General features: G+C 59.1%; 18 protein-coding genes and 1 pseudogene. 15 read left to right on the top strand and 4 right to left on the bottom strand.

Going from position 1 to position 24,663, the window contains the following annotated elements; all coding sequences use genetic code 11:
* Positions 1 to 68: 68 nt before the first annotated feature.
* From OU694_RS02590 to OU694_RS02525, 15 genes and pseudogenes are all read left to right on the top strand, one after another.
* Positions 69 to 1,040: an alpha/beta fold hydrolase gene (locus OU694_RS02590; RefSeq protein WP_308909449.1), complete on the top strand. Its 972-nt coding sequence runs from the start codon at positions 69 to 71 to the stop codon at positions 1,038 to 1,040.
* A 769-nt stretch (positions 1,041 to 1,809) separates the two neighbouring features.
* Positions 1,810 to 2,463: a hydrolase gene (locus OU694_RS02585; RefSeq protein ID WP_373460240.1), complete on the top strand. Its 654-nt coding sequence runs from the start codon at positions 1,810 to 1,812 to the stop codon at positions 2,461 to 2,463.
* A 66-nt stretch (positions 2,464 to 2,529) separates the two neighbouring features.
* Positions 2,530 to 3,504 (top strand): alpha/beta fold hydrolase, encoded by a 975-nt coding sequence (locus tag OU694_RS02580; RefSeq protein ID WP_308909447.1) that lies wholly within the window; start codon positions 2,530 to 2,532, stop codon positions 3,502 to 3,504.
* Between the two features lie 87 nt (positions 3,505 to 3,591).
* Positions 3,592 to 5,427, top strand: coding sequence for an amidohydrolase (locus OU694_RS02575; RefSeq protein WP_308909446.1), 1,836 nt, complete (start codon positions 3,592 to 3,594; stop codon positions 5,425 to 5,427).
* Positions 5,414 to 6,685: an alginate export family protein gene (locus OU694_RS02570; protein ID WP_308909445.1), complete on the top strand. Its 1,272-nt coding sequence runs from the start codon at positions 5,414 to 5,416 to the stop codon at positions 6,683 to 6,685. The genes OU694_RS02575 and OU694_RS02570 overlap by 14 nt, the downstream gene beginning before the upstream one ends.
* A gap of 122 nt (positions 6,686 to 6,807) precedes the next feature.
* Positions 6,808 to 8,283, top strand: a complete 1,476-nt coding sequence (locus OU694_RS02565; RefSeq protein WP_308909444.1) for an ATP-binding protein — start codon at positions 6,808 to 6,810, stop codon at positions 8,281 to 8,283.
* 104 nt (positions 8,284 to 8,387) lie between these two features.
* Positions 8,388 to 9,050, top strand: coding sequence for a response regulator transcription factor (locus OU694_RS02560; RefSeq protein WP_373460182.1), 663 nt, complete (start codon positions 8,388 to 8,390; stop codon positions 9,048 to 9,050).
* A 27-nt stretch (positions 9,051 to 9,077) separates the two neighbouring features.
* Positions 9,078 to 12,059, top strand: a complete 2,982-nt coding sequence (locus OU694_RS02555) for a sensor histidine kinase (protein WP_308909442.1) — start codon at positions 9,078 to 9,080, stop codon at positions 12,057 to 12,059.
* A gap of 310 nt (positions 12,060 to 12,369) precedes the next feature.
* Entirely contained in the window at positions 12,370 to 12,747 is a 378-nt protein-coding gene (locus OU694_RS02550) for an alpha/beta hydrolase family protein (protein ID WP_308910592.1), read from the top strand.
* 202 nt (positions 12,748 to 12,949) lie between these two features.
* Positions 12,950 to 13,417, top strand: a pseudogene (locus tag OU694_RS16370) (peptidylprolyl isomerase); the annotation flags it as partial.
* Positions 13,407 to 13,592, top strand: coding sequence for an integrase core domain-containing protein (locus OU694_RS02545; protein ID WP_373460238.1), 186 nt, complete (start codon positions 13,407 to 13,409; stop codon positions 13,590 to 13,592). The pseudogene OU694_RS16370 and the gene OU694_RS02545, both read left to right, overlap by 11 nt.
* A 318-nt stretch (positions 13,593 to 13,910) precedes the next feature.
* Entirely contained in the window at positions 13,911 to 17,060 is a 3,150-nt protein-coding gene (locus OU694_RS02540; RefSeq protein ID WP_308909441.1) for a WD40/YVTN/BNR-like repeat-containing protein, read from the top strand.
* 645 nt (positions 17,061 to 17,705) lie between these two features.
* The gene (locus OU694_RS02535) at positions 17,706 to 18,965 is read left to right on the top strand and encodes a DUF445 domain-containing protein (RefSeq protein WP_308909440.1); all 1,260 of its coding nucleotides are present in this window, start codon (positions 17,706 to 17,708) and stop codon (positions 18,963 to 18,965) included.
* 91 nt (positions 18,966 to 19,056) lie between these two features.
* Entirely contained in the window at positions 19,057 to 20,187 is a 1,131-nt protein-coding gene (locus OU694_RS02530; RefSeq protein WP_308909439.1) for a THUMP domain-containing class I SAM-dependent RNA methyltransferase, read from the top strand.
* A gap of 89 nt (positions 20,188 to 20,276) precedes the next feature.
* Positions 20,277 to 20,726, top strand: coding sequence for a hypothetical protein (locus tag OU694_RS02525; RefSeq protein WP_308909438.1), 450 nt, complete (start codon positions 20,277 to 20,279; stop codon positions 20,724 to 20,726).
* Here the strand turns inward: OU694_RS02525 and OU694_RS02520 are convergent.
* The 4 genes from OU694_RS02520 to OU694_RS02505 are packed head-to-tail and all read right to left on the bottom strand — an operon-like array spanning position 20,723 to position 24,655.
* On the bottom strand, positions 20,723 to 21,457 hold the full coding sequence (locus OU694_RS02520; RefSeq protein ID WP_308909437.1) for a proteasome-type protease: 735 nt from the start codon (positions 21,455 to 21,457) through the stop codon (positions 20,723 to 20,725). The genes OU694_RS02525 and OU694_RS02520 overlap by 4 nt on opposite strands.
* Before the next feature lie 51 nt (positions 21,458 to 21,508).
* Entirely contained in the window at positions 21,509 to 22,303 is a 795-nt protein-coding gene (locus OU694_RS02515) for a transglutaminase family protein (RefSeq protein ID WP_308909436.1), read from the bottom strand.
* The gene (locus OU694_RS02510; RefSeq protein ID WP_308909435.1) at positions 22,303 to 23,241 is read right to left on the bottom strand and encodes an alpha-E domain-containing protein; all 939 of its coding nucleotides are present in this window, start codon (positions 23,239 to 23,241) and stop codon (positions 22,303 to 22,305) included. The genes OU694_RS02515 and OU694_RS02510 overlap by 1 nt, the downstream gene beginning before the upstream one ends.
* A 4-nt stretch (positions 23,242 to 23,245) precedes the next feature.
* Positions 23,246 to 24,655, bottom strand: a complete 1,410-nt coding sequence (locus OU694_RS02505; protein ID WP_308909434.1) for a circularly permuted type 2 ATP-grasp protein — start codon at positions 24,653 to 24,655, stop codon at positions 23,246 to 23,248.
* Positions 24,656 to 24,663 lie beyond the last annotated feature (8 nt).

Genomic DNA, 24,663 nt, shown 5'->3' with positions numbered 1-24,663 from the left:
ACAACACCCGCCACAGTCGCCTCCGAAACGGCACGAATGTTCGCGCACATCTTCTGAGAGGAAAAAGCATGACGAACCGCTCTCATACACCCTCACGTCGCGACGTCCTTGTAGGCGGAACGGCTGTGGCGGGTATCGCCCTCGCCTCCCCCTTCATCCTGCAACTCTCCCCGGCGGCGTCTGCCGCTCAACCCTCGAAGGATCAGACCATGAGCTATGTCACGACCAAAGACGGCACCCAGATTTTCTACAAGGACTGGGGCCCGAAATCCGCCCAGCCTGTTGTTTTCCATCATGGCTGGCCACTCAGCGCCGATGACTGGGACGCCCAGATGCTGTTCTTCTATGCTCGGGGCTACCGGGTGATCGCCCACGACCGGCGCGGCCACGGTCGCTCGACCCAGACCGACACCGGCAACGAGATGGACACGTACGCCGCTGACGTAAAGGCCCTCGCCAAAGCGCTGAACCTTAAGAACGCCATCCATGTTGGCCATTCCACCGGTGGCGGTGAGGTAGCCCATTATGTGGCCCGCGCCGAGAAAGGCCGGGTCGCCAAGGCCGTCCTTATCGGTGCCGTGCCGCCGATCATGGTGAAGACCGCGAACAACCCCGGTGGTCTGCCGATCGAGGTGTTCGATGGCCTGCGGAAGGCGCTGGCCGCCAACCGCACTCAGTTCTATCTGGATCTGCCGTCGGGCCCCTTCTATGGCTACAACCGGGAAGGCGCGAAGGTCGATCAGGGCGTCATCTATAACTGGTGGCGCCAGGGCATGATGGGCGGCGCGAAGGCACACTATGATTGCATCAAGGCCTTCTCCGAAACCGACTTCACGGAAGACCTGAAGGCGATCGACGTGCCCGTCCTGATCATGCACGGCGACGACGACCAGATCGTCCCGATTGCCGACTCCGCCCTTCTCGCTGCCAAGCTTGTGAAGAACGGCACGCTCAAGGTCTATGAAGGCCTCCCCCACGGCATGGCAACAACCCACGCCGACGTGATCAACGCCGACCTTCTCGCCTTCTTCAAAGCCTGAGGAGGCCGGGTTGCGCCTTGGATCATATCCGGCGCAATCCATAAGCTGCATTTTCTGGTGCCCGCCATACTGGGCACCAGTTCGGCAGGCCACTTTATTAAGAAAGCCAATCACAAACACCCGGAGAAAATAGGTAAATAATATAATAAAATCAATAGTTTATAGACATTGTTGCCGCTACCCCGGCACCGAACGCTGGCCAATACCAACCGAATAGATCATCGATGGCGCAAATCTGGCGCAGTAAAAAGTATGCTTTTGGGGTGTTGGCTATCTAGGGCTGAGCCAATTAGATTGGTTCACTAAACATGTCCGAAAAAAATGGGACATTACAAATGACCTTGGCAAAGGGACACATTCATTTGAAATACGCCACACTTGTGGAACATCATTAAATCGCCTCAACATATAGGGTAGTTTACGGACGTATGACATGACGCCCGACAGTTGTTTGATAAGGCAATCAACCTGAAAAGGGCGTGAGCAGCCCGCACCAACTCGTCGAGTGGGCCTCGCGTCGGAATTGGCACACAGAGCACGGCCTTCGGACTCTCTTCATATCACCCAGAACCCGGTAGGGTCTGTCGTTAACACTGATTCACAACGATTCATTCGGCCCTTCGGGCTGACACGCTCACCATGCCTTGGGGTGCAGACGCGCCCTGAGACATTTCAACCTTCCTGAACGGAGCGTGTCATGACCTTTTTCACGAAACTGACCCGGCTTGCGACTGTGCTTGCCGCCACCCTTGCATTGTCAACCGGTGCCATGGCGCAGGCAAAGCCGATCCCGGCCAAAAGCATGCTGGCCCCCGATAACCACACACTGATCCTGATCGACCACCAGCCCCAGATGGCCTTCGCCACCAAATCGATCGAAATCGTGGAACTGCGGAACAATGTCACCGGCCTTGCGAAAGCTGCCAAAGCTTTCAATGTGCCGACGATCCTGACCACGGTTGCCGAGAAAAGCTTCTCCGGCCCCATGTTCCCCGAACTCAAGGCCGTCTTCCCGAACCAGAAGTCCATCGACCGCACGACGATGAACACCTGGGAAGACAAGCGCATCACCGACGAAGTGAACAGGATCGGCAAGAAAAAGATCGTGATTGCCGCCCTCTGGACCGAGGTTTGCGGTGTCGGTCCCGTACTGTCGGCCATCGAGCAGGGCTATGAAGTCTATTTCGTTACCGATGCGTCCGGCGGTGTCAGCATCGACGCCCACAATATGGCGGTCCAGCGTATGGTACAGGCCGGCGCCCATCCCATCACCTGGCTTCAATATATGCTTGAACTGCAACGCGACTGGGCGCGCGGCGAGACCTACAATGTAGTGACCGGCGTTGCCAAGGAACATGGCGGCGGCTACGGCCTCGGCATCATCTATGCCAAGGAAATGTTCGGCGCCCAGGAAGGCCACTAAGTCAAATCGCGGGGTGCTGCCCTGGGCGGCACCCCGCTCCTTTTTGATCTCGCCGGAGCAACCGCAATGACCACCGACAATTCCAATAGAGAACCTTCCACCAGCGCTTCCCGCCGCGCTGTCCTTGCCGGCGGCTTCGGCCTTGCCGCCGCCCTGCCCGTCCTCGCGGCAACGGGCGAAGCGGAAGCTGCCTCGAAGGCGAAGCCGGGCAAAACGAATGGCAGCTATCTGACCGTCAAGGATGGCACGCAGATCTATTACAAGGACTGGGGATCGGGCCAACCGGTCGTTTTCAGCCACGGCTGGCCGCTCACCGGCGATGCGTGGGATGCCCAGATGCAGTTCATGGGCATGAACGGCTACCGAGTGATCGCGCATGACCGGCGCGGCCATGGCCGGTCCAGCCAGCCATGGGACGGCAATCACATGGACCAGTATGCCGACGACCTGGCCGAGCTTTTCGAAACGCTGGACCTGAAGGACGCCATCATGGTCGGTCATTCCACCGGCGGCGGCGAAGTCGTGCGCTACCTTGGCCGCCACGGCAGCAAGCGGGTGGCGAAGGCAATCCTTGTGGGCGCGGTGCCCCCAATCATGGCGAAGACCGATGCCTATCCGGGCGGCCTGCCTATCGACGTGTTCGATGGTATCCGGGCCGGTGTGCTCGCTGACCGCTCGCAATTCTTCAAGGACCTGACCACCCCCTTCTTCGGGGCCAACCGCGACGGTGCCAAGGTGAGCCAGGGCATGCGCGACAGTTTCTGGATGCAGGGCATGATGGGCGGGCTGAAAAGCGAATATGATTGCATCAAGGCTTTCTCGGAAACGGACTTCACGGAAGACCTGAAAAAGATCGATATTCCGACCCTGATCATCCATGGCGACGACGACCAGATCGTGCCCATCGGCAATTCCGGCCACCTGATGGCCCAGTTGATCCCGGGCGCGAAACTCAAGGTTTACAAGGGTGGCGGACATGGCCTCGCGCAGACCGCGCAGACAGACCTCAATGCCGATATTCTTGCCTTTGCCAAGGGCTGAGGTGACGGCCTCCCCTCAGCCTGCCCCGGTGCCCTTCCCCTTCCCCCCTTCGCGGAAGGGCACCTCCATATTCCAAGGAACAGCACGATGACCAGAAGCTATCAACCCACCCGGCGCGCCTTCATCGGCAGCTCGTTCGCCGCGCTTGCTGCGTCCAGTCTTACCCCGCTATGGGCGGCGGCTGGCGGCGCGGACATGATCGTGATCAATGCAAACATCTATACAGGTGATCGCTTCCAGCCCTTCGTGGAAGCGATGGCAATCGCCAGCGGTCGCATCCTGGCAACCGGCAGCATCGCCCGTATTTCGGAGTTGAGAGCAAAGAATACGCAAGTGATCGATGCTGGTGGCCGCACCATCATTCCCGGGCTCAACGACAGCCATCTGCATGCCGTGCGTGGCGGGCGCTTCTATGCAACGGAGCTCCGCTGGGACGGCCTTACGAGCCTTGCGCGCGGGCTGGACATGATCGCCGCACAGGCAAAGCGGAGCCCAAAGGGCCAATGGGTCCGGATTGTCGGTGGCTGGAGCCCGTTCCAGTTTACTGAGAAGCGCATGCCGACGGTTGAGGAACTTGACCGGGCAGCCCCTGACACACCGGTTTTCGTGATGCTGCTCTATAGTCAGGGCCTGCTCAACAGGGCTGGCATCAAGGCACTTGGCATCACCAAGGATACCGTCCCGCCCAAGGGCACCCGCTATGAAATCGGCCCCGATGGGGAGCCGACCGGGCGCCTCCTCTGCGAGCCTTATCCGAATATCCTGTACCAGACCATCGGGCAGTTGCCACCGTTATCGGCTGCCGATCAGGTAACGTCGACCATGCACTGGTACCGGGAGCTCAATCGCTTCGGCCTGACGAGCGCTATTGACGCGGGCGGCGGCGGGCACACTTTCCCGCAGGATTACGGCGGCACCCAAGGATTGGCCGCGGATGGACCGATGCCGCTGCGTATATCCTACTTCCTGTTCCCGCAACGCCCCGGGCATGAACTGGAGGATTTCACCAGATGGGGCACCGACCATAAAGTCGGCAGCAACAGCGCGAAAACGGTAAATGGCTTTGTGCTCGAAGGGGGCGGCGAACTTCTCGCCTTCAAATCAAGCGACTATGAAAACTTCCTTGCCGACCGGCCGGACTTTACGCAGACAGAGGGCTGGGACAAGGACCTCTATGCCGTCGCCCAGTATCTTGCTGCCAATCGCTGGCCGTTCCGCATCCATGCGACCTACAATGAATCGATCAAGGCGATGCTCGATGTGTTCGAACGCCTTCACCGGGATGAAATCCTGGCCGGTCGCGCGGGCCTTACCGGCCTTCGCTGGGCTTTTGATCATGCCGAAACGATCGAGGCCGATACGATCCGGCGTGTGAAGCGACTGGAAGGCGCCATCGCCCTTCAGGGCCGCATGGCATACGGTGGTGAGTTCTTCATGGAACGATACGGCCGCGACGCCACCTTCAAAAGCCCGCCGCTTGGCTGGATGCTCAAGGAAGGCCTGCCGGTCGGGCTTGGTACCGATGGCACCCGTGTGGCGAGCTACCATCCCTGGAGCACACTTTACTGGGCGGTCACCGGCCGCACCGTCGGCGGCACCGAAGTCCTTGGCCCAGAACATCGGCTGAGCCGCGCACAGGCCATCGACCTCTATAGCCGTGGTAGCGCCTATTTCTCGGGCGAGGAGCAACTGAAGGGCCGCATCGTGCCCGGCCAATATGCCGATTTTGCCATCCTCAGCGAGGACTTCTTCAGCGTCCCGGTTGACCGTATTCGTGCCATTGAATCCGTTCTCACCGTCACCGACGGACGTGTAGTTCATGGCGCAGGTCCATTTGAAGACCTGTCACCGGCCCTGCCCCCACTAAGCCCGGATTGGTCGCCGGTTCGCGAGTATGGCGGCTTCCAGAATGATCTGGCCTGATCGCCTTTCTTGCCTTGCCGCCCTGTTATTTGCCAGCGGGGCGGCGCACGCGTCAGATACCGAATTCTTCGGGCATTTGCGGGAACGGGCCACGCTGATTGACAACAGTTTATGGGGGACCGAACGCAAAGGCGAAGACTGGTTCCTTACCCATCGCTATCACGTCGGTGCCAGTATTGCCGGACAGAACGTCACCGCCCTCGTCGAAGTGACGGGCGCCTTTCAGCATGGTGCGAAAGGTGGCGATAGCCCGGTGGAGGAAAATCGGCTGGATATCAACCGCGCCTGGGTCGAAATCCCGTTCGCGGATAAAGCCTTAAGACTGCGCATCGGGCGCGACGAATGGAAGCTCGGCTCCCAGCGGCTTGTTGGCTGGCGCGATGGCACCAATGTGCACCGGCGGTTCAACGGCGCGCGGCTGACAGCCACTGGTAACAGCTATGACATCCAGCTTCTCGCCGGCTTCGAAGCAGAAAACGATCCCGGCATCCTCGATGATAGCCTGATCGATAACCGCGCCCTTTGGGGCATATACAGTACCTTCGACGCGCCGCTCGGACTGCCTAGCAAGGTCGATCTTTACTATTTGGGCTTCGATAGTGACAGGGGCATCAACCAGACACTTGCAGGACAGGAGCGTCGTCACAGTTTCGGCGTAAGGCTTGCCGGAGAAGCCGACGACTGGGACTGGGATCTGGAAGGCGTGTGGCAGGCTGGTCATTTTCAGCCCGATGGTCCACGCCAGAAAATCCGCGCATGGACCCTTGCCGGAATCGCGGGCTACACGTTCTCGGGCCTGCCCCTTTCACCACGCCTCGCGCTCAGCGCCAATGTAGCGAGCGGGGACCGCGACCCAACTGACCGGACATTTGGCGCCTTCAATGCACTGTTCCCACGCGGCAGTTACTTTTCCGACCTTGCCCATCTCGGCCCCAGAAACTTCTACAATTTCAACCCATACCTGACCCTCAACCTGACCGAGGAACTGAAGGTGACGGCGGACATGAATATGTTCTGGCGGTATGCACGGGCAGACGGCGTTTATAGCCCGTCAGGAAGCCTCGTGTTGGAGGGCGATCCGAACGCTCCACGCCATGTTGATACGTCGACGAGCTTCAATCTTGAGTATCAACCCCGAAACGGCCTGTTCCTTGGCGCCATCTATACCCGTGCCGCGCCAAAAGCCTTCGTGACAGCCCAAAACACGGATGCACGAACAACCCATTTTGTGGAACTTACCCTCCGATTTGATTTCTGACCCCCTATTATGGTGTGTCTTTCTGACCCGTTCGGGGCTTGTCGGAATTAGGCCGCGGATGTTTCATTTCAGCATCGCCAAACAAGCGAGAAAGGACGTGCCAGGTGTCCTGCGGGGAAGCAATGCTGTCAGATTCAACAACAGGCGGTCGAATCTCCTTTGGTCCGTTTTCATTGTGGCCAACCGATCGCACGCTCAAACGTGGCGACGAACCCATCCGGCTGGGCGAAAGGGCTTTTGACGTGCTGCTTGCGTTGATCGGGCAACCCGGCGTCATCATGTCCAAAGCGATGCTGACATCAAAGGTCTGGCGACGTGAATGGCTGGACGATTCCAATCTTCGGGTTGCAGTTGCAGCCATCCGGAAAGCCCTCGAAGACAGGGATTGTACCTACATCCTCAATGTACCAGGTCAGGGTTATTGTTTTTCAGGGACGGTAAGCCTCACCAGATGGTCTCCGGGACAGACAACAGGCAAGATGACGCAGGCTCCGTGGCTGAATGACTGGTCACAGCTGCCCGTCACGGTTCTGGGGCGCAGCGCCGATACAAACGCAATATTCGATCTTCTGGAAACTGCCCGGCTCGTGACAATTGTGGGAACCGCCGGGGTCGGCAAATCCACCGTCGCCCTGACTATTGCCAAGGCCGTTCGCAGCAGTGAAAAAGTCCGGCTCGTCGACCTGTCCGAGATGCAGGATACCGGCGAGGTTGCCGAGCGACTGGCAAATGCACTCGGCGCGCCGCAGAAAACAAATGACTTCACCGGCTGGCTGCATAACTTTCGCGGCACCGAAAACATCTTTGTCGTTCTCGACAACTGCGATCATGTCGCCTACGGCGCGGCTCTTTACGCCGAACAGCTACTGCGCAACCAGCCGGGCATCCGCATTCTTGCAACAGGCAGAGAGCCGCTCAAGACCCGGACAGAGACTGTCTATCGTCTCGATGGCCTTGCGTGGCTGTCACATTCGGCAACACCGCCAGCGGTTGAGCTGTTTATCGACAGGGTCAGGGCGATGTACCCGGAAGCGCTCTCTCACGGTCAACTTGTCGCCCGTGCCCACGACATATGCCGGCGGCTTGACGGCAATCCCTTAGCCATAGAATTGGCTGCCAATCGCATCGCATCCCTCGGGATTGACGGGCTCTCCAACCATCTCCACAACCGGTTCGATATTCTGACATTGGGCTACCGGACGGCCCCCGCACGACACCAGTCGCTGGAAGCGGCTTACCAGTGGGGCCATTGCATCCTCTCAAAAGAAGAAAGGTGCTTTTTCATCCATTTGGCCCATCTTCCGCTGCAATTCACATTGGCTATGGCGGCAAGTCTGACCGACCACAACTTGCAGGCGGCATCGCTGTTACTGGCGCGGATGGTCGACAAGTCGCTCCTCACAGCCTGCAATAAAGATGGTGAATGCCACTATTCACTTCCCGAAACAGTCCGTGCCTTTTGCTGGCGGCAACTGCGTCATGCCGAGCCTTCCGCCCATTTCCCCCCGACGGATCGACTGCCGCGTCTCGATCCATCATCTATCGCAAAGGCGGCAACACGGCAGGATGTATCATATGAAATTGTCGCCGCAGAATAGCAAAGCAGGTCGCAAACTGGACGACCAGCCTTTATGAGTTTTATGTTGGCATGAACCACTTGCAGCGCCTCTGCGCGTCCACATCGAAACCAGAGTTAAGCGGCATGCAAAACCGCGTGTCAGACACGCCCCCAGCCACCGGTCGACCGTCCACCATCACAGTGCTGATCGTGGACGATCACGTTTTGCTGCGTGAAGGGGTGCGTGCCGTAATTTCCGCGCACAATGATGTTGAGGTTATAAGCGAAGCCGGGTCCGGCAGCGAAGCCATCGCAGCCTATGGCGAAACGCGACCGGATATCGTGCTGATGGACCTGCAGCTGCCCGACATGACCGGCGTGGAAGCGATCAGTCAGATCAGGCTGAAAGACCCGGACGCCAAGGTCATCGTCCTGACGACCTATACCGGCGACGGACGTGCCATAAAGGCATTGCGCGCCGGGGCGTCCGGCTATCTGCTGAAGGCAAGCCTGCGCAACGAGCTCTTGAACGCAATCCGGTCGGTCTTTCATGGCGGCAAACACCTGGATGCAGCGATCGCCAGTGACATCGCACTTCATGTGCTCGATGAACCCTTGTCGGACCGGGAAGTTGAGGTCCTTTCTCTGGCGGCATGGGGCAATTCCAACAAGCAGATCGCCCGCAAACTGGACATCGCCGAGGAAACGGTGAAGGGATACATGAAGATCATCTTCTCGAAGCTTGGTGCCACAGACAGAACGCACGCAGTTACCATTGCCGCCAAACGCGGCCTGATCGAACTTTAGAATCAGGCGGGCAACTGGATGGGAAACGTGCCGAGACAAATCACCGCAATCCTCTTGCTCCTGACCGGTTGGCTCACCTTCACCAGCGGCAGCTCGGCGCTACCCGCGACAACAGCGATCAACCAGCTACATCATAAAAGCTGGATGATCGCCGACGGCGCCCCGGCCGATGTATGGGCCCTGGCGCAAGGGCCGGATGGCTACATGTGGCTAGGCACCGGTGCCGGGCTTTTCAGGTTCGATGGCACCGAGTTCGAGCGGATCGTTCCAGCCAACAATGTCCAGTTCCTGTCTATCGACATCACAGCAGTGTTTGCCGCGCCCGACGGCGATATCTGGATCGGCTATTCGGGCGGCGGGCTCTCACGCCTCCACAACGGAGAACTCACAAACTACGAAGTCGACAATCGCAAGACTCACTGGATGGTTCTTCGTTTTGCGCGCAGCAGTGACGGCACAATGTGGGCCGCGACTGAGCGCGGACTGATGCGGTTCGATGGAACCGAGTGGCATATCATTGGCAAAGACTGGAACTTTCCGGGCGAAAGCGCCAATTGGGTGGAAGCAGCTTCGGACGGGTCACTCTGGGTCGGTGACGGTGAAACCATCCACGTACTGGAACCGGGCGCTCGGGTGTTTCAACCAACTGGCTTGCGCACAGGACGCGCTGCGTTCGCCGAAGGCCGGGACGGGCGGATGTGGGTGCTCGATTCCTATCACGGCCTGACTTCGATTTCGCTGGCAACCCGCACGGTTGAAGGACGCGTGCCGGACGCTCAGACACAACCGCAATTTTCCCCCAACTATATTGCTGTCGATGAAGATGATGCGGTCTGGGGAACAGATCTCACCCGTGGCGGCATTTTCAGGATATCGGACCCGACAAGTGTCGCTGGCGGAGGCGCAGGCCTTTTTCTCAGCGCTGCAGAAAACTTCCGGCTTGAAGATGGACTTACCTCAAACATTGCTGTTCCAATGCTGGTCGATCATTCCGACCAGCTATGGGTTGGCACGAACATGGGCATTGACCGCTTGAGCCGTCAGTTCTTCGTCACCGAGTCCAGCGTTCCACCGACCTCCCGTTACGGCTTCAGGGCTGTTTTTTCGAAAGACCGTGAGTTCATCCTCGATTCCAATTCGATCTACCGGTTACGGGACAACCGCCAGGTTGAAGCCATAGCCGGCATGCCAGGCCAGCTTTCCTGCGCCATGATCGACAGTAAAAGCAATTTGTGGATCGGTGTCCGCCAAGGCCTCTGGCAACTTACGGCTGACGACAGACTTGTTGCCGTCCCCTTGCCCGAAGGCCTCTCCAATACGCGGGTCAATGCGCTGGCTGAGGAACGGGACGGCAGCCTGCTCGCCATCATCTACCGGGAAGGTGTGTTCCGCTATTCAAGAGATGGCTGGAGCCGTGTCTTGCTCCCGGAAGAGACGCGAGAAGCGGTGCCGGGTGGCCTGTTCGTCACCCCGGACGGATCAGTATGGATGAGCCTGCGAGACGGTCGCCTCCTGCTCATCGACAGTCATGACCAGCAGTTGTTCGACCGTAGCAACGGCCTTGAAATCGGGGCTGTTTACGGCATCCATCAGGTCGGCGGGCACCTTCTGGCCGTCGGTGAGTTCGGTGTTGCAAGACTGGAAGGTCGTCGGTTCAACACCCTTCCTCCCCAAAAAATTCCACCGGCCAGAGGTATAACCGGGCTGGCCGTATCGCCCGATGGACAGGTCTGGTTGAGCACCATTTCCGGTGTTGTGCGCGTGTCTGCAAGCGAACTGATCACGGCTTTCGAGAAGCCAGATTTCCGCCCAGCATCAGAGCTCTTCACCGTTCACGACGGATTGCCCGGCGTCGCCCAGCAGTCCTATTCCGACACGGCCTCGATTTCTCGGGACGGCCGCATCTGGTTCACAACAAATCATGGCCTCGCCTGGCATGACCTGAGTTTTGAAATCGTTGCTGCAGCACCCGTTCCCGTCCGCCTGAAGTCCGTCATCGCAAACGGTGTGTCTTTCGCGCCGACCGAGAGCATGCTTCTTCCCGATGACACCACCCAGCTTTCCGTCTCGTATCAGGCGCTGAACCTTTCGTCACCGGAGCGGACGCAATTCCGGTACCGGCTTGGTGACGACAACCAGCCATGGGTTGATGTCGACACCGCAAGACTGATCGAATTTTCAAACCTCAAACCGGGCCAGTACTCGGTAAGCATCGAAGCGACGAGCGAAGCCGGCACCTGGCTCGGGCCGACCGAACGCTTGACCTTTGTCATTCCGCCGACCTTCTTCCAGTCAAAATGGTTTTTCCTGACGGTATTCATGGCCGGTCTCGGCCTTGCCTTCTCGGCCTATCTCATGCACCTGCGACTGGTTGCTGACCGGATCAAAACCCGTATGGAAGGCCGGCTGGCCGAACGGGAACGCATCGCGCGCGAGCTGCATGATACATTGCTGCAGGGCTTTCAGGGGCTTCTGTTGCGTTTTCAATCGGTTGGCGATCGATTGCCGGAAGGCAGCGAAGGCCGGAGATCACTGGAAGCCGCGTTGGAGCGCGCTGATGACGTACTCCAGGATGGTCGTGACAGGGTAAGTTTCCTGCGCGGAGAGGAAGGCCCGGTTGATCTCGCGAATATCCTGTCCGACCTTGCAGCGGATATCCTTGGAAACCGGCTTGCGTGGTCGATCAACGTAACCGGAAACTCGTCACTCATCGGCTCACAAATTGCTGACGATATCGCCCAGATCGCCAGCGAGGCGATGTGGAACATAATCCGGCACGCTCAGGCAGGGGACGTGCAGATCAGTGTCGGTTTCCAGCGGTCCAATGTCACGATTTCAATCGCAGATGACGGGATCGGCATGCCCCCCGAGACGAGAAAAAACTGGCAGCGCAAAGGCCATTACGGCCTTGTCGGCATGCGCGAACGAGCGATGAAACTTGGCGCGAAGATCCAGATATTCCCTGCGGAACCGAGAGGTACGGAGATCAGGCTTAACCTTCCTCTCTAAAGGCTGCCTCGCAGCCACATCCGAATTCAATACATTTGCGGCCAGTTACTGTCCATGTTGGTCTGTTCTAAGATCACAATGTGCCCGAAGGCCTGCCTCTTGCTGCCTAGTCACCGCTGCAAATGATTTCAATCGCAAGCCGTGCCTAGAGTTCGACAGCGTACCTAATTGGCTGTGCTCACTAATCGTATCCGAAAAAAACTGGACACATTAGATAGCCCCACCAACCTTACGCATTCATTTGTATCTCGCCAGACTTGCGGGCCATTGGTCGATCACGTCAAGATATGGGGTACGTTGAGGGCATACGATAAGACGCCCGACACCTGCTGTCGGTGTTCACTATCTGCCGCAGGCCAACCTCACTTATGCCGGTGGTCTGAAGGGCAAATTGCTTTTCATCCACGGCATGTTGGATATGGGTGTTCATCCGGGCGCGCTGTTCCAGCTCCCTCAGGCATTGATGGACGCTAATAAGGATTTCGACCTGTTGCTGCTTCCACGCGCGGCGCATGAGCTCCCGGTATATGCGTTGCGCCGTCAATGGGACTATTTTGTCGCAAATCTCGCAGGAAAGGTGCCGCCGAAAGAATACCAGATTGAGGAGACCAGTTCTGACTCGATGAAGGCCAAGATGAAAAGTCTTATGATTGGTGAAGATGTAGAGACTGGAGGGGCGGAAGAATGACTTTGCCCTTTCAACTTTCCGAACCATGGATGGCGGCCTTAGCATCGATGTTAGTGGCGTCTGGTATAGCGTTTCAGGTAAACGCTAGCGAAGTCGACGAAAGTGTATGTGGTGCGGGTAAGGTAAGCGAAGTTGCCGTTCAGATTGATACCGACCTAGGGCCAATCGTGATCGAGGTGTACGAAGATGTTGCCCCCCAAATGCGGGTAGTTTTCTGGAGATCGTTGACGATAAGGGATTTCAGAATGCAGCATTTTACCGTGCGGTGATGCCGGAGAATGACAATGGCACCCCACAAATCCAAGTATTACAAGGGGGCTTGCTAGAGGTAGCTCCGGCCTACAAGCCCGTGGAGCATGAGCCCACTAGTGCTACGGGCCTGAGGCATGTTGATGGAGCAGTTTCTCTTGCTCGAGCGGAACCTGGAACTGCTAGTGGTGCCGCATTCTTCATTTCCATTGGCGAGAACCCTGCCCTCGACTATGGGGGGACACGCAACAAAGACGGCTTAGGATTTGCCGCCTTTGGATGCGTTGTGTCCGGAATGGGTACTGTTCGGCTAATTCATCGCTTGCCAACATCAGCACAGACTGGTGATGGATGTGTGCGTGGCCAGATTTTAGATGAGCCCATTCGCTTTCTGTCAGTTAGGCGCCTGACTGGAAAATAATAACCGGTTCCGGGACGAGTGCCTGAACACGCATTGGTTCTTGTCAATCGACGACGCCAAGGCCAAGATCGAGGCGTGGCGGCAGGACTTCAACCAGAGCCGGCCTCACGCATCTCTGGGGTTCATGACGCCGGCCGAATTTGCATCAAGGGCTGGGGTTAACCCCAGCCCTTGAAGACCCGGAAGTCTCATTCTGGCCGGGCACAATTCCGGGACAGGCTCATGACGACGGACAGGGCTAGGTCTGAATGAGAGCACGTAGGGGAGCACGTCAATCAAAGACGACGCCCTCCACACGAAGAATTCCGTGCCACGGGCGCTGCTTAACTTCATGTTGACATTACGCGAACCACGGAAGCAATTGTAGTTATAGTTACAATCGGGACACCATGACATCTGGTACATTGTAATCTGTCCCATTCATTCACCTGCGACCCGACGACCAAGCCATGGCCGTAGCGAGTCGCCATCATTTCGGTTCCCGGAGGTTATTGTGCAATCGCGATTCCTGCCTGCCTGCTTGACACTCCTTTTGTCTGTCCTCTTGCCCTCTTGGTCAGCGGCTGCTGCTACTGCCGAAACCGAGGCGGTCGAAAGCCTTGAATATCGCCTCATCGGGCCTTGGCGCGGTGGCCGTGTGACCACGGTCACTGGCGTGCCGGGCAAGCCCAATCTTTACTATATGGGTGCAGCTGGCGGCGGTGTCTGGAAAACCGGAAATGCCGGCCAGACCTGGGAAAATATCTCTGACGGATACTTCAAGGTCGGTACTATCGGCGCGGTGGCAGTATCGAAATCCGATAACAACGTCATCTATGTAGGCACGGGGGAAGCGCCGATCCGCGGTGTAACGACGTCGCACGGCGATGGTGTCTGGAAATCAACCGACGGCGGCACTACATGGGCGCATATCGGGCTGGCAAAGGCCGGCCAGATCGCCCGGATCGAGATTCATCCTACCAATCCCGATATCGCCTATGTCGGCGTGCAGGGCCAGATCTGGGGTGGCAGCGAGGAGCGCGGCGTATTCCGCACGACGGACGGCGGCAAGACATGGGAACATGTGCTGAAAGTCGGCCCAGAGACAGGCACGTCGGACCTGCGCATGGACCCGACCAACCCGCGCATCCTGTATGCTGCGATGTGGCATCATGGCCGCAAGCCGTGGTTCATCATGTCAGGCGGTACCGAGGGCGGCATTTTCAAAAGCATTGATGGCGGTGACAGCTGGACGAAGCTGGGCGGCGGCCTTCCCGAAATGATCGGCAAGATCGGCGTTGACGTGTCGGCCAGCAACCCTGAGCGCGTCTATGCGATCATCGAGGCCGAACACGGCAAGGGCGGCCTGTGGCGCAGCGATGATGGCGGCAAGACATGGGCGCTGATCGATGGTCACCGCGTCCTGCATTCCCGTGCCTGGTACTATATTCATATCGCGGCCGATCCGGTCGACGAGAACACCGTTTATGTATTGAACGTGCCGCTGATGAAATCGATCGATGGCGGCAAGAGCTGGGAGCAATTGTCGACCCCGCACAGCGACCACCACGACCAGTGGATCAATCCCGACAATCCGCAAAACTTCATCAACGGCAACGACGGCGGCGCGACGATCACGTTTGATGGCGGCAAGACCTGGTCGTCGATCATGAACCAGCCGACTGCACAGTTTTACCGCGCCGAAACCGACGATCAGAAACCCTTCCGGATCTACGCCGGCCAGCAGGACAATACGACGGTGGCAATCGCCAGCGAGAGCCTCTATGGCGGCATCGGCGTGGAGGATTATTTTGATGTCGGTGGCGGCGAGAGCGCGCATGTGGCCTTCGACCCGGCAAACCCGCAGCTCATCTATGCGACCACGATCAACGGCACCCTGACGGAACACGATCGCGCAACCCAGCTGACCCGCATGATCATTCCCTACCCGGAGATGATGTACGGCAAGGATCCGAAGGATCTTAAGTACCGCGCCAACTGGAATGCTCCGGTCGAGACCGACCCGCATGATCGTTCCGTCATCTATTATGGCACGCAGTATATCCTGAAGAGCGATGATCGTGGCCGGACCTGGAGCCAGATCAGCCCTGATCTCACACGCAATGACCCGGAAAAGCAGGGCCGGAACGGCGGTCCCCTGACCCCGGAAAATGTCGGCGCCGAATTCTACAACACCATCTTCTATATCGCGCCGTCGCCCCATGAACAGGGCGTGATTTGGGTTGGCAGCGATGACGGGCTTGTGCATCTCACCCGCGATGGCGGTGCTTCATGGCAGAATGTGTCACCAAAACACCGGGGCAAATATTCTGAAGAAGCCTATATCAATGCCATCGAGATCAGTCCGCACGATCCGGCCACGGCCTATATCGCTGTACAAGGGCATAAGCTGAACGACTTTACCCCCTACATTTACCGGACGACCGACTATGGCAAGCGCTGGACCCGCATCGATGCGGGGCTGCCGAAGGACCAGTTCGTGCGTGTGGTGCGTGAAGATCCGACCCGCAAGGGCCTTCTCTATGCAGGCACCGAGGGCGGCATGTTTGTCAGCTATAACGACGGCGCGGACTGGAAGCCGCTGCAGCTCAACCTGCCGCCGGTTCCGATCACAGACATCACCATTCGTCATGACACGCTCGTCATCGCAACCCAGGGCCGCGCCTTCTGGGCGCTGGACGATCTCTTCGTCGTTCGGCAGGACGCCGAAGGTGCATCCGCCGGCGAAGTCGCGCTCTACCGCCCCGGTACCGTTGAAATGCGGATTGGGGACGGTGGCTCCGCCGGCGATTCTGAAGGCAGCAACCCGCCGCGCGGCGTGCCGCTCTACTACCGACTGGGCGAAGACGCCTCTGGCCCGTTGACGATCGAGATCATGGACCGCGAGGGGCGTGTCATCCGGACCATCAGCAGCGAGGAATCCCCGCGCGACAAATGCCTGAAAGCCAACGAAGACCCGCGCAGCCCGTTTGATCTCGAATATCCTTCCAAGAAACGCGGCCTGAACAAGTGGATCTGGGATATGCGCCGCGACGGTGTCACCTGTATCGAAGATGTCGATATATTCGCCGGCTTCGGTGGCCCGAAGGTGCCGCCGGGCGAGTATCGCGCCCGTGTGACGGCTGGCGGTGCAAGTGCAGAGGCCACCTTCTCACTTGCACTCGATTTCCGTGTTTCGGCATCGCCTGAAGAAGTTCAGACTTGGTCGGCTCGGCTCGACGAAACCGCAGCACTGCTTGACGATGTGCTGCGGGGGCTCGGGCAAGCACGAGAAGCGCGCGCTGATCTGGAAACACTGATGGCCGACCATCCGGGCGACACCGAACTGCAGCAGGCCGGCACCAAGGCCATCGAAGCGCTGACGGCGTGGGACAGGCTGATCAACCAGCATCTGCATCAGACCTATGAAGATGAAGATGCATGGGAAACCATGCTTGCCGGACAGGTCCGGTACCTGATGGATGTCATCGACTATACCGGCGCACCCGTGACGGGCGGCCAGTTGGAACGGCTTGCCGACCTGAAAGGCGAGTGGGCGAAACGCAAGGAGGAACTCACCCTTATCGTCAAAGAGCAACTCGCGCCGATCAATGAACGCGCCAAGCAGCTTGGTCTGGAGCATGTCACCGTCCCCGGGCGGTGATATGGTATGCCCGACATTATGCAGACTCTGGCATATTGTCGGGCATCGGAGCTTCAATAACGCCTGTGAATCAGGGGACGCACAATCGCAGGGCTGGCTTTGCACGCCTGCTGGTAATGCTGGTTCGCGCCTTTGTGCCAGCAGACTATATGGTCAGCTCCGGCGAAGACGGGCGCTTCTTTGCTACCACCCTGTGTTCAGACCATAGGCCGTTACAAAGCTATTTCGGTATCGCGACTGGCGCACTGGTCAACCTTCCGGCGGACCCGGCTGACAGCGTCCCGTGGCGGCCCGTAAACATGGACGCTGCAGGAGGGTCGTCAAGTCATTAATCGGTGCCACTGCCCCGGCACCGAACGTTGGCCAATACCAACCGCATAGATCATCAATGGCGCAAATCTGGCGCAGTAAAAAGTATGCTTTTGGCGCTTCGGCTATCGAGGGCTGAGCCAGTTGGGTTAGTTCACTAATCAAGTCCGAAAAAAATGGGACACGACAAATGACCATAGCGACGGGACACATTCATTTGAAATGCGCCACACTTGTGGAACATCACTAAATCACCTCAACATATGGGGTACTTTGCGGACGTACGACATGACGCCCGACAGCTGCCTAGATATCCGAACTGCCTGAAGGTGCCCTATGGATTCCGCCCTTTCGGTTGACCCAACCGACCTGCAACGCCAGACCCTCAATCGTTACCGCATGGCTGCTACGCTGATGCTGCTTGCCATGGCGGTTGTCTTCGGCTTGACCCATCTGGCAGACAAGCCCGGCTTCTGGATTTCGCTCCTTCAGGCAGGCACAGAGGCAGCGATGGTCGGCGGCCTTGCCGACTGGTTTGCGGTGACGGCTCTTTTCCGCCGTCCGCTTGGCCTGCCCATCCCCCACACCGCCGTACTGCCACGCAACAAGGCAAGGCTCGCCGAAGGTATCGGGAACTTTGTGGAACAGCACTTTCTGGACCCCGGCCTTGTTTCGGCGAAATTTCGTTCCATCAATGTCGCGATGCGCGTCAGTCAGGCACTGTCGCGGCCCGATGTGGCCGACAAGGTGGCAGCAGGGATCATCGACGCCGTGCCGCATGTGCTGAACTCGGTCAGTGACGCCGAGATTAGGCACTTCTTTGCCCGTGCGCTTGAAGGCGAGCTCAAGACCATTGATCTTGCCACCCTCACGGGGAATGTGTTGTCGCTCCTGAAGGACAGCGACCGGCATCATGAGCTGCTGGATCACGGGCTTGTCGCCGCCCGCCGGTATCTGGACGAGAACCGCGGGGCCATTTTCCTGGCTGTCGAAGAACGCAGCCAGTGGTGGATGCCCGCGAGCGTCGACAAACGGATCGCCGAGGGGCTGATCTCGGGCATCTCCGATCTTCTGGGCGATCTGTCGCAGCATGATCATCAGGTCCGTCGCGATTTCGATGCGGCCGTTTCCGACTTTATCGAAAAGCTGAAGAATGACCCCGAGACCCGCCGGACGGTGGAGGAAATGAAGGAGAAGCTTTTCGGGAACGAATCCGTGCAACGATATCTCACCACGCTCTGGGATCAGTTCCGCACCCGACTGGCGGAGGCTACCGCTGCACGCTCCGCGCCCCTGCAGGCCGCCCTCGGTACGGCCGTGCAATCGCTTGGCCGGACGCTCGCCACCGATGACGCGATCCAGAGGCGGTTCAACAAGGCAGTGCTTGTCATATTACGCAGCTATATAGTGCCGTGGCGGCGCGAAATCGGCGCCTTCATCCGCGAGGTAGTGGACGGCTGGGAAGCCAGCACCCTGACCGAACGTCTGGAACTGTCGGTGGGCCGTGATCTGCAGTTCATCCGCATGAATGGCACCATCGTCGGCGGTATCGTCGGTTGCCTCCTCTTCCTGCTGACCCGCCTGCCGAGCCTGTAATCTGCAGCCATGTACCGGCGCTTTGACTTGAGACTGGGCGGAAGTGTGTTTATGCAGACGCAGAACCCCATACCCAAAAGGCCCCGCCCGCATGACAACCGACACCGATCTTGAAATCTTCCTCGCTACCGTTCCGGGGCTCGAGGCCGTTTTGCGAGCGGAAGTGGCGGAGAAAGGCTTCCGAAAGCCGACCGTCACCAAAGGCGGCGTCACCATCAAGGGCGGCTGGCGGGAAGTGTGGCGAGCCAATCTGGAACTTAGGGGGGCAAGCCGTGTGCTGGTGCGCCTTGGCAGCTTCAAGGCCATTTACCTGAACGAGCTTGAAAAACTTGCCCGCGATTTCCCGTGGGGCAAAACCCTGCAGCGCGAGATGCCAGTGCGGGTGGAGGCAAGCTGCAGCAAATCGCGCATCTATCATTCGGATGCCGCAGCCGAGCGGATCGGAAAGGCGATCACCGCGAGCCTCGGCACCCCTGTCGACCCCGAGGCCGATATCTGCATCAAGGCGCGGATCGTGAACGATATCTGCACGCTCAGTGTCGATACATCCGGTGAAGCACTTCACATACGCGGCCACAAGGAAGCGGTGAGCAAGGCACCGATGCGCGAGACGCTGGCCGCCCTCATGCTGCGCCACGCCGGGTTCAACGGCAAGATGCCGCTTGTGGACCCGATGTGCGGATCGGGCACTTTCGTGATCGAAGCCGCCGAAATCGCCATGAACCTCGCCCCCGGCCGCGACCGCGCCTTCGCATTCGAGCAGCTTCAAACCTTCGATGCGGGCACCTGGGAAGCCCTGAAAAAAGGCCAGTTCCAACGCGAGACCACCTTCCGCTTCCACGGGTCTGACCGTGATGAAGGTGCCATCCGCCGCAGCATCGCCAATGCCGACCGCGCCGGAGTGGCTGCCATCACCAGCTTCACACGCCAGCCGATCAGCGACCTGACACCGCCCGAAGGCCCCGCGGGCCTCGTGTTCATCAACCCGCCCTATGGCGTACGGCTGGGCGAGGAGAAAAAACTGCTGCCACTATACCAGACGCTCGGCCGTGTAGTTTCCGAGCGGTTCGGCGGCTGGCGGGTCGGTATCGTGACAGGGTCCGACAAGCTCGCCCGCGCCACCGGCCTGCCGTTTGCGGGCGAGCCGCTCGCCTTCTCGCATGGCGGCATTCCAGTTAAACTTTTTACCGCAGCTGCCCTGCCCCTTTCTAACGATGGTTGAACCACGCCTGTTTTTCCTTCGCAGAACAGGCAAAGACTGGCAGGCTTCGTCGCGGGGATAACAAGGGGGCTGGTCCAATGAGTCCATTCATGGACAAGGCGAAAACCGCTGTGATCGCAGGCATCGCGGCAGGAATACTCGATACAGTCTATTTCTCGGCGCGGGCTTATATAAGCGACAGCACGCCGGGCCGCATCATGCAGGCCATCGCATCCTTCTGGATCGGGCCTTCGTCTTATGAGATGGGCGCCGCCAGCATGGCGTTTGGCCTTGCCACGCACTTCGGGCTGTCGATCCTGATGGCGGCGGGCTTTGTGTTCGCGGCCATCAAGCTGTCGGTGTTCAAAGGACGCCTGATCGTTGCGGGCCCCTTATACGGCGCGCTTCTTTTTGCAGTGATGAACCTGATCGTGCTGCCCCTGCGCTGGCCGGAGATTTACCCACGCTACAACGGCTGGGCATCGACAGCTGAAATCGGCCTTCACCTGGCGTTCGGCGCAGTGATCGTGTGGGTGGTGCGCAGGCGCGCAGCAGCCTAGATCCGGTCGAAATCCGGCAGGCTCGCGAACGCAGCCTTGAGAGCATCGGACCAGCCGTCCGAGATGGCCCGGTAATAGGGGTCGTTCTGGTCGATCCGGAACTCGGCACCCGCGTTCAGGCTGCCGTCTTCGTAAAACTGCAGGTCAAGCGGCAGGCCGACTGAAAGATTGGCCTTGAGCGTAGAATCGAACGACAGAAGCAACAGCTTGGTCGCTTCTGCGAAGCTCATCGTGGGGTCATAGGCACGCAAGAGGATCGGCTTGCCATACTTATGCTCGCCGATCTGGAAGAAGGGCGTGTCTGCCGTCGCCTCGATGAAATTGCCTTCGGGGTAAATCTGGAACAGGCGGGTCGCACCGCCCTTAATCTGGCCGCCGAGGATGAAGTTTGCCCCGAATGTCGCCTCGCTTTGCGGCCCGTTCTTGGCGCTTTCTGAGATAACCTCTTTCAGCGTTTCGCCGATCAGTTTGGCTGTCTGGAACATCGATGGCATCTGCAGGATCGAAGGTGCGCGCTCGTCCGCTGCCTTTGAATGCTCCTCCAGCATCCCGACAACCGCTTGCGTGGTGGCAAGGTTACCGGCCGCCAGCAGCGTCAGCACCCTGTCACCCGGGCGCACCCAGCGATACATCTTGCGGAAAACGGAAACATTATCGATGCCCGCATTGGTGCGGGTATCGGACATGAAAACAAGGCCCTTATCGAGGCGCAGGCCCACGCAGTAAGTCATAGGTTCCTATCCATCAGAAAGGGCGGCGATCGCTGCCGGCCCCTGCCCTAATTACTGCTCGACCCGGATCGAAACGGCAAGCGATTCTTCGGCGTTTCCACGCCGGATGCCTGCCACAGGGGCTGCATCGGCATAGTCGCGCCCCACTGCCACGCGCACATAGCGGTCGTCAGGTGACATGCCGTTCGAGACATCGAAGCCGACCCAGCCGAGCCCCGCCACATGCGCTTCCGCCCATGCGTGGCTTGCCGCCTGATGCTCGGTATCGTCCAAAAGCAGATAGCCGCTCACATAGCGAGCAGGAAAACCAAGAAGCCGGGCAGCGGTGATGAAAAGATGGCTATGGTCCTGACACACACCTTCGCCGTGCGCGAGCGCTTCTTCCGCCGTCGTTGCCGCGTGTGTGATACCAATCACATAGGCCACCCTGTCCCGGATCGCCGCCATCAGCGCGTGCAGGCGAACAACGTCATCATCCGCTGCAATCCCCCGTGCCAGTTGCTGGATGCCCTTGCCGGGGGTGGTGAGCTCGGTCGGCTCCTCAAAAAGCCACAGGGGCACAGGCCCCGTGTGCAGGCCGTGGACACCCGCCCTGTCCATCGTCTCCACCTCGCCCGCCACATGGATGCACAGCATATGGCTTTCACCAACACAGGAAATCAGGTCCACCGAATTGCCGAAGTGATCAACATAGGCGACTTCGTGCGTCGCGCCTTCCAGCGTCAGCTTCCAGTCCAGCACCTGCTGGCACGGCGTGGACTGCGGGCGCAGACGCAGGCGTTGCAGCGCGAAATGCACGGGTGAATCGTATTGATATTCGGTCGTGTGAGAAATCTTCAGCCGCATCAGTAAAACCTGTATGCCTCCGCCACCTCATTGCCGACCCGGTTGTTGCACTCGATGAAGCCCAGAAGGAATTCATGCAGGCCCTGATCGAAGATGTCGGCGATCATCCGGTTTTCGAGATTGGCAAGCATGCGGCCAACCGTCTCATGGGCAGCGTGCCGCTCGCCATAATCGCGTTCCAGATTGGTGAGGCTGTCGCGGATCTTCTGGTAACAGAAGGTCAGCGAGCGCGGCATGCGTTCCGACAGGATCAGATATTCGGCAATCTTGGCGGGCTGGATATCGGCGTCATAGACCCAGCGGTAGGACCGGTGCGCGGAAACGGACCTGAGGATCGATTCCCACTGCACGTTATCCAAGGACGAGCCGACGAACGACACCGCTGGCAGCAGGACATAATATTTGACGTCCAGAATACGGGCCGTGTTGTCCGCGCGCTCGATGAAGGTGCCGATCCGGGCGAAATCGAAAATCTCGTTCCTGAGCATCGTGCCGTGGAAAGCGCCGCGAATGAGCGCGGTGTGACGCTTGATGGCATCCAGCGTTTCCGGCAGGTCCGACGCCTTCACCGGCCGGGCGAGCATGCGGCTTGTTTCCAGCCAGAATTCGTTGGTGCTTTCCCAGGCGTCACGGGTGAGTGCCGTGCGCACCGTGCGGGCATTGTTGCGCGCCGAATAAACGGCATTCAGCACGCTTGAAGGATTGTCCTCGTCGCGCAGCAGGAAATCGATCACCTGCGGGCCGGTCACCCCCTCATATTTGGCGCAGTAAGCCGTGTGCCCGCCCACGCTGTTGAGGACCGAGTCCCAGCCATCGTCGGCGGGGTCGGTGTGGGTCAGTGCCATATGGGCGGCTGCGTCGATCAGCCGGGCGATATTCTCCGCCCGCTCCGTGTAGCGGAACATCCAGTACAGACCATCGGCGGCGCGTCCCAGCATCCCGTCAGTCCTCCAGAACCCAGGTGTCTTTGGTGCCGCCGCCCTGGCTTGAATTGACCACGAGCGACCCTTCCTTCAGGGCCACACGGGTGAGCCCGCCGGGGATGATCTTCACCTTGTCGGAGACGAGCGCAAAGGGGCGCAGGTCCACATGCCGGGGGGCGAGGCCCTTTTTCACGAAGATCGGCACTGTGGAAAGCGACAGGGTCGGCTGCGCGATATAATTCTTCGGGCGCGCTTTCAGCTTTTTCGCAAAAGCCGCCAGCTCCTTCTTGCTGGCCGCCGGGCCCACGAGCATGCCGTACCCGCCTGAGCCATGCACTTCCTTCACCACCAGTTCGGAGAGGTGATCCAGCACATAGGCAAGGCTGTCCTTCTCGGCGCAGCGCCATGTGGGCACGTTCTCGAGGATCGGCTTGCGGCCGGTATAAAACTCGATGATGTCGGGCATGTAGCTGTAGATCGCCTTGTCATCCACGATCCCGGTGCCGGGGGCGTTGGCGATGGTGATGCGGCCTGCCCTGTACACATCCATGATACCGGGGATGCCCAGCGCGCTATCGGGCCGGAAGGTCAAGGGATCAAGGAAATCATCGTCCACCCGGCGATACAGCACATCGATCGGCTTGTAGCCGCGCGTGGTGCGCATCGCCACGCGGCCATCCACCACGCGCAGGTCCGACCCTTCCACCAGTTCCACGCCCATCTGGTCGGCAAGGAAGGAATGCTCAAAGTAAGCGCTGTTATAGATGCCGGGGGTGAGTACGGCGACCGTCGGTGCACCGTCGCATCCGGCGGGGGCAAGTGCCGAAAGGCTGCGGCGCAACAGCGTCGTGTAATTCTCCACCGGGCGCACGCGGTGCATGGCGAAAAGTTCGGGGAACATTTTCATCATGGTTTCGCGGTTCTCGAGCATATAGGAAACGCCCGAAGGGGTGCGGGCATTATCCTCCAGCACATGGAACTGGCCTTCGCCGGTGCGCACGATATCGGTGCCGATGATGTGGGTGTAAACGCCGCCCGGTGGCCGGAAGCCCATCATCTGCGGCAGGAAGGCCTCGTTCGTCGCGATCAGTTCCTTCGGCACGCGGCCGGCGCGGATGATTTCCTGGCGGTTATAGACATCCTCGAGAAAGGCATTGAGCGCGATCACGCGCTGCTCGATCCCCTGCTCCAGCCGCCGCCATTCAGCGCCTGAAATGATGCGCGGCACGATATCGAAGGGAATGAGCCGCTCGGGCGAGCCATCCTGCCCGTAAACCGCAAAGGTGATGCCGGTGCGGCGGAAGAAGCGCTCGGCCTCAAGCGTCTTGGCGGCAAGCCCTTTCGGGTCCTGCGCGTCGAACCAGTCGGCATATTGTGCATAGGGTGGCCGGATACTGCCATCACCAGCCAACATCTCATTGAAAGCCATTGCCTTCC

Origin of the sequence: Pseudokordiimonas caeni (genome assembly GCF_026719705.1) — a bacterium.
In the GTDB taxonomy this organism is placed as follows: domain Bacteria; phylum Pseudomonadota; class Alphaproteobacteria; order Sphingomonadales; family Kordiimonadaceae; genus Gimibacter; species Gimibacter caeni.
This window is presented reverse-complemented; position numbering and strand designations above follow the sequence as displayed.

Excerpts from the sequence above, each read along its gene's own strand:
- OU694_RS02505 (WP_308909434.1), bottom strand. The coding sequence starts at position 24,655 with ATGGCTTTCAATGAGATGTTGGCTGGTGATGGCAGTATCCGGCCACCC.
- OU694_RS02525 (WP_308909438.1), top strand. The coding sequence starts at position 20,277 with ATGGACAAGGCGAAAACCGCTGTGATCGCAGGCATCGCGGCAGGAATA.
- OU694_RS02585 (WP_373460240.1), top strand. The coding sequence starts at position 1,810 with ATGGCGCAGGCAAAGCCGATCCCGGCCAAAAGCATGCTGGCCCCCGAT.
- OU694_RS02520 (WP_308909437.1), bottom strand. The coding sequence starts at position 21,457 with ATGACTTACTGCGTGGGCCTGCGCCTCGATAAGGGCCTTGTTTTCATG.
- OU694_RS02560 (WP_373460182.1), top strand. The coding sequence starts at position 8,388 with ATGCAAAACCGCGTGTCAGACACGCCCCCAGCCACCGGTCGACCGTCC.
- OU694_RS02575 (WP_308909446.1), top strand. The coding sequence starts at position 3,592 with ATGACCAGAAGCTATCAACCCACCCGGCGCGCCTTCATCGGCAGCTCG.
- OU694_RS02530 (WP_308909439.1), top strand. The coding sequence starts at position 19,057 with ATGACAACCGACACCGATCTTGAAATCTTCCTCGCTACCGTTCCGGGG.
- OU694_RS02510 (WP_308909435.1), bottom strand. The coding sequence starts at position 23,241 with ATGCTGGGACGCGCCGCCGATGGTCTGTACTGGATGTTCCGCTACACG.
- OU694_RS02580 (WP_308909447.1), top strand. The coding sequence starts at position 2,530 with ATGACCACCGACAATTCCAATAGAGAACCTTCCACCAGCGCTTCCCGC.
- OU694_RS02535 (WP_308909440.1), top strand. The coding sequence starts at position 17,706 with ATGGATTCCGCCCTTTCGGTTGACCCAACCGACCTGCAACGCCAGACC.
- OU694_RS02565 (WP_308909444.1), top strand. The coding sequence starts at position 6,808 with ATGCTGTCAGATTCAACAACAGGCGGTCGAATCTCCTTTGGTCCGTTT.
- OU694_RS02590 (WP_308909449.1), top strand. The coding sequence starts at position 69 with ATGACGAACCGCTCTCATACACCCTCACGTCGCGACGTCCTTGTAGGC.
- OU694_RS02570 (WP_308909445.1), top strand. The coding sequence starts at position 5,414 with ATGATCTGGCCTGATCGCCTTTCTTGCCTTGCCGCCCTGTTATTTGCC.
- OU694_RS02515 (WP_308909436.1), bottom strand. The coding sequence starts at position 22,303 with ATGCGGCTGAAGATTTCTCACACGACCGAATATCAATACGATTCACCC.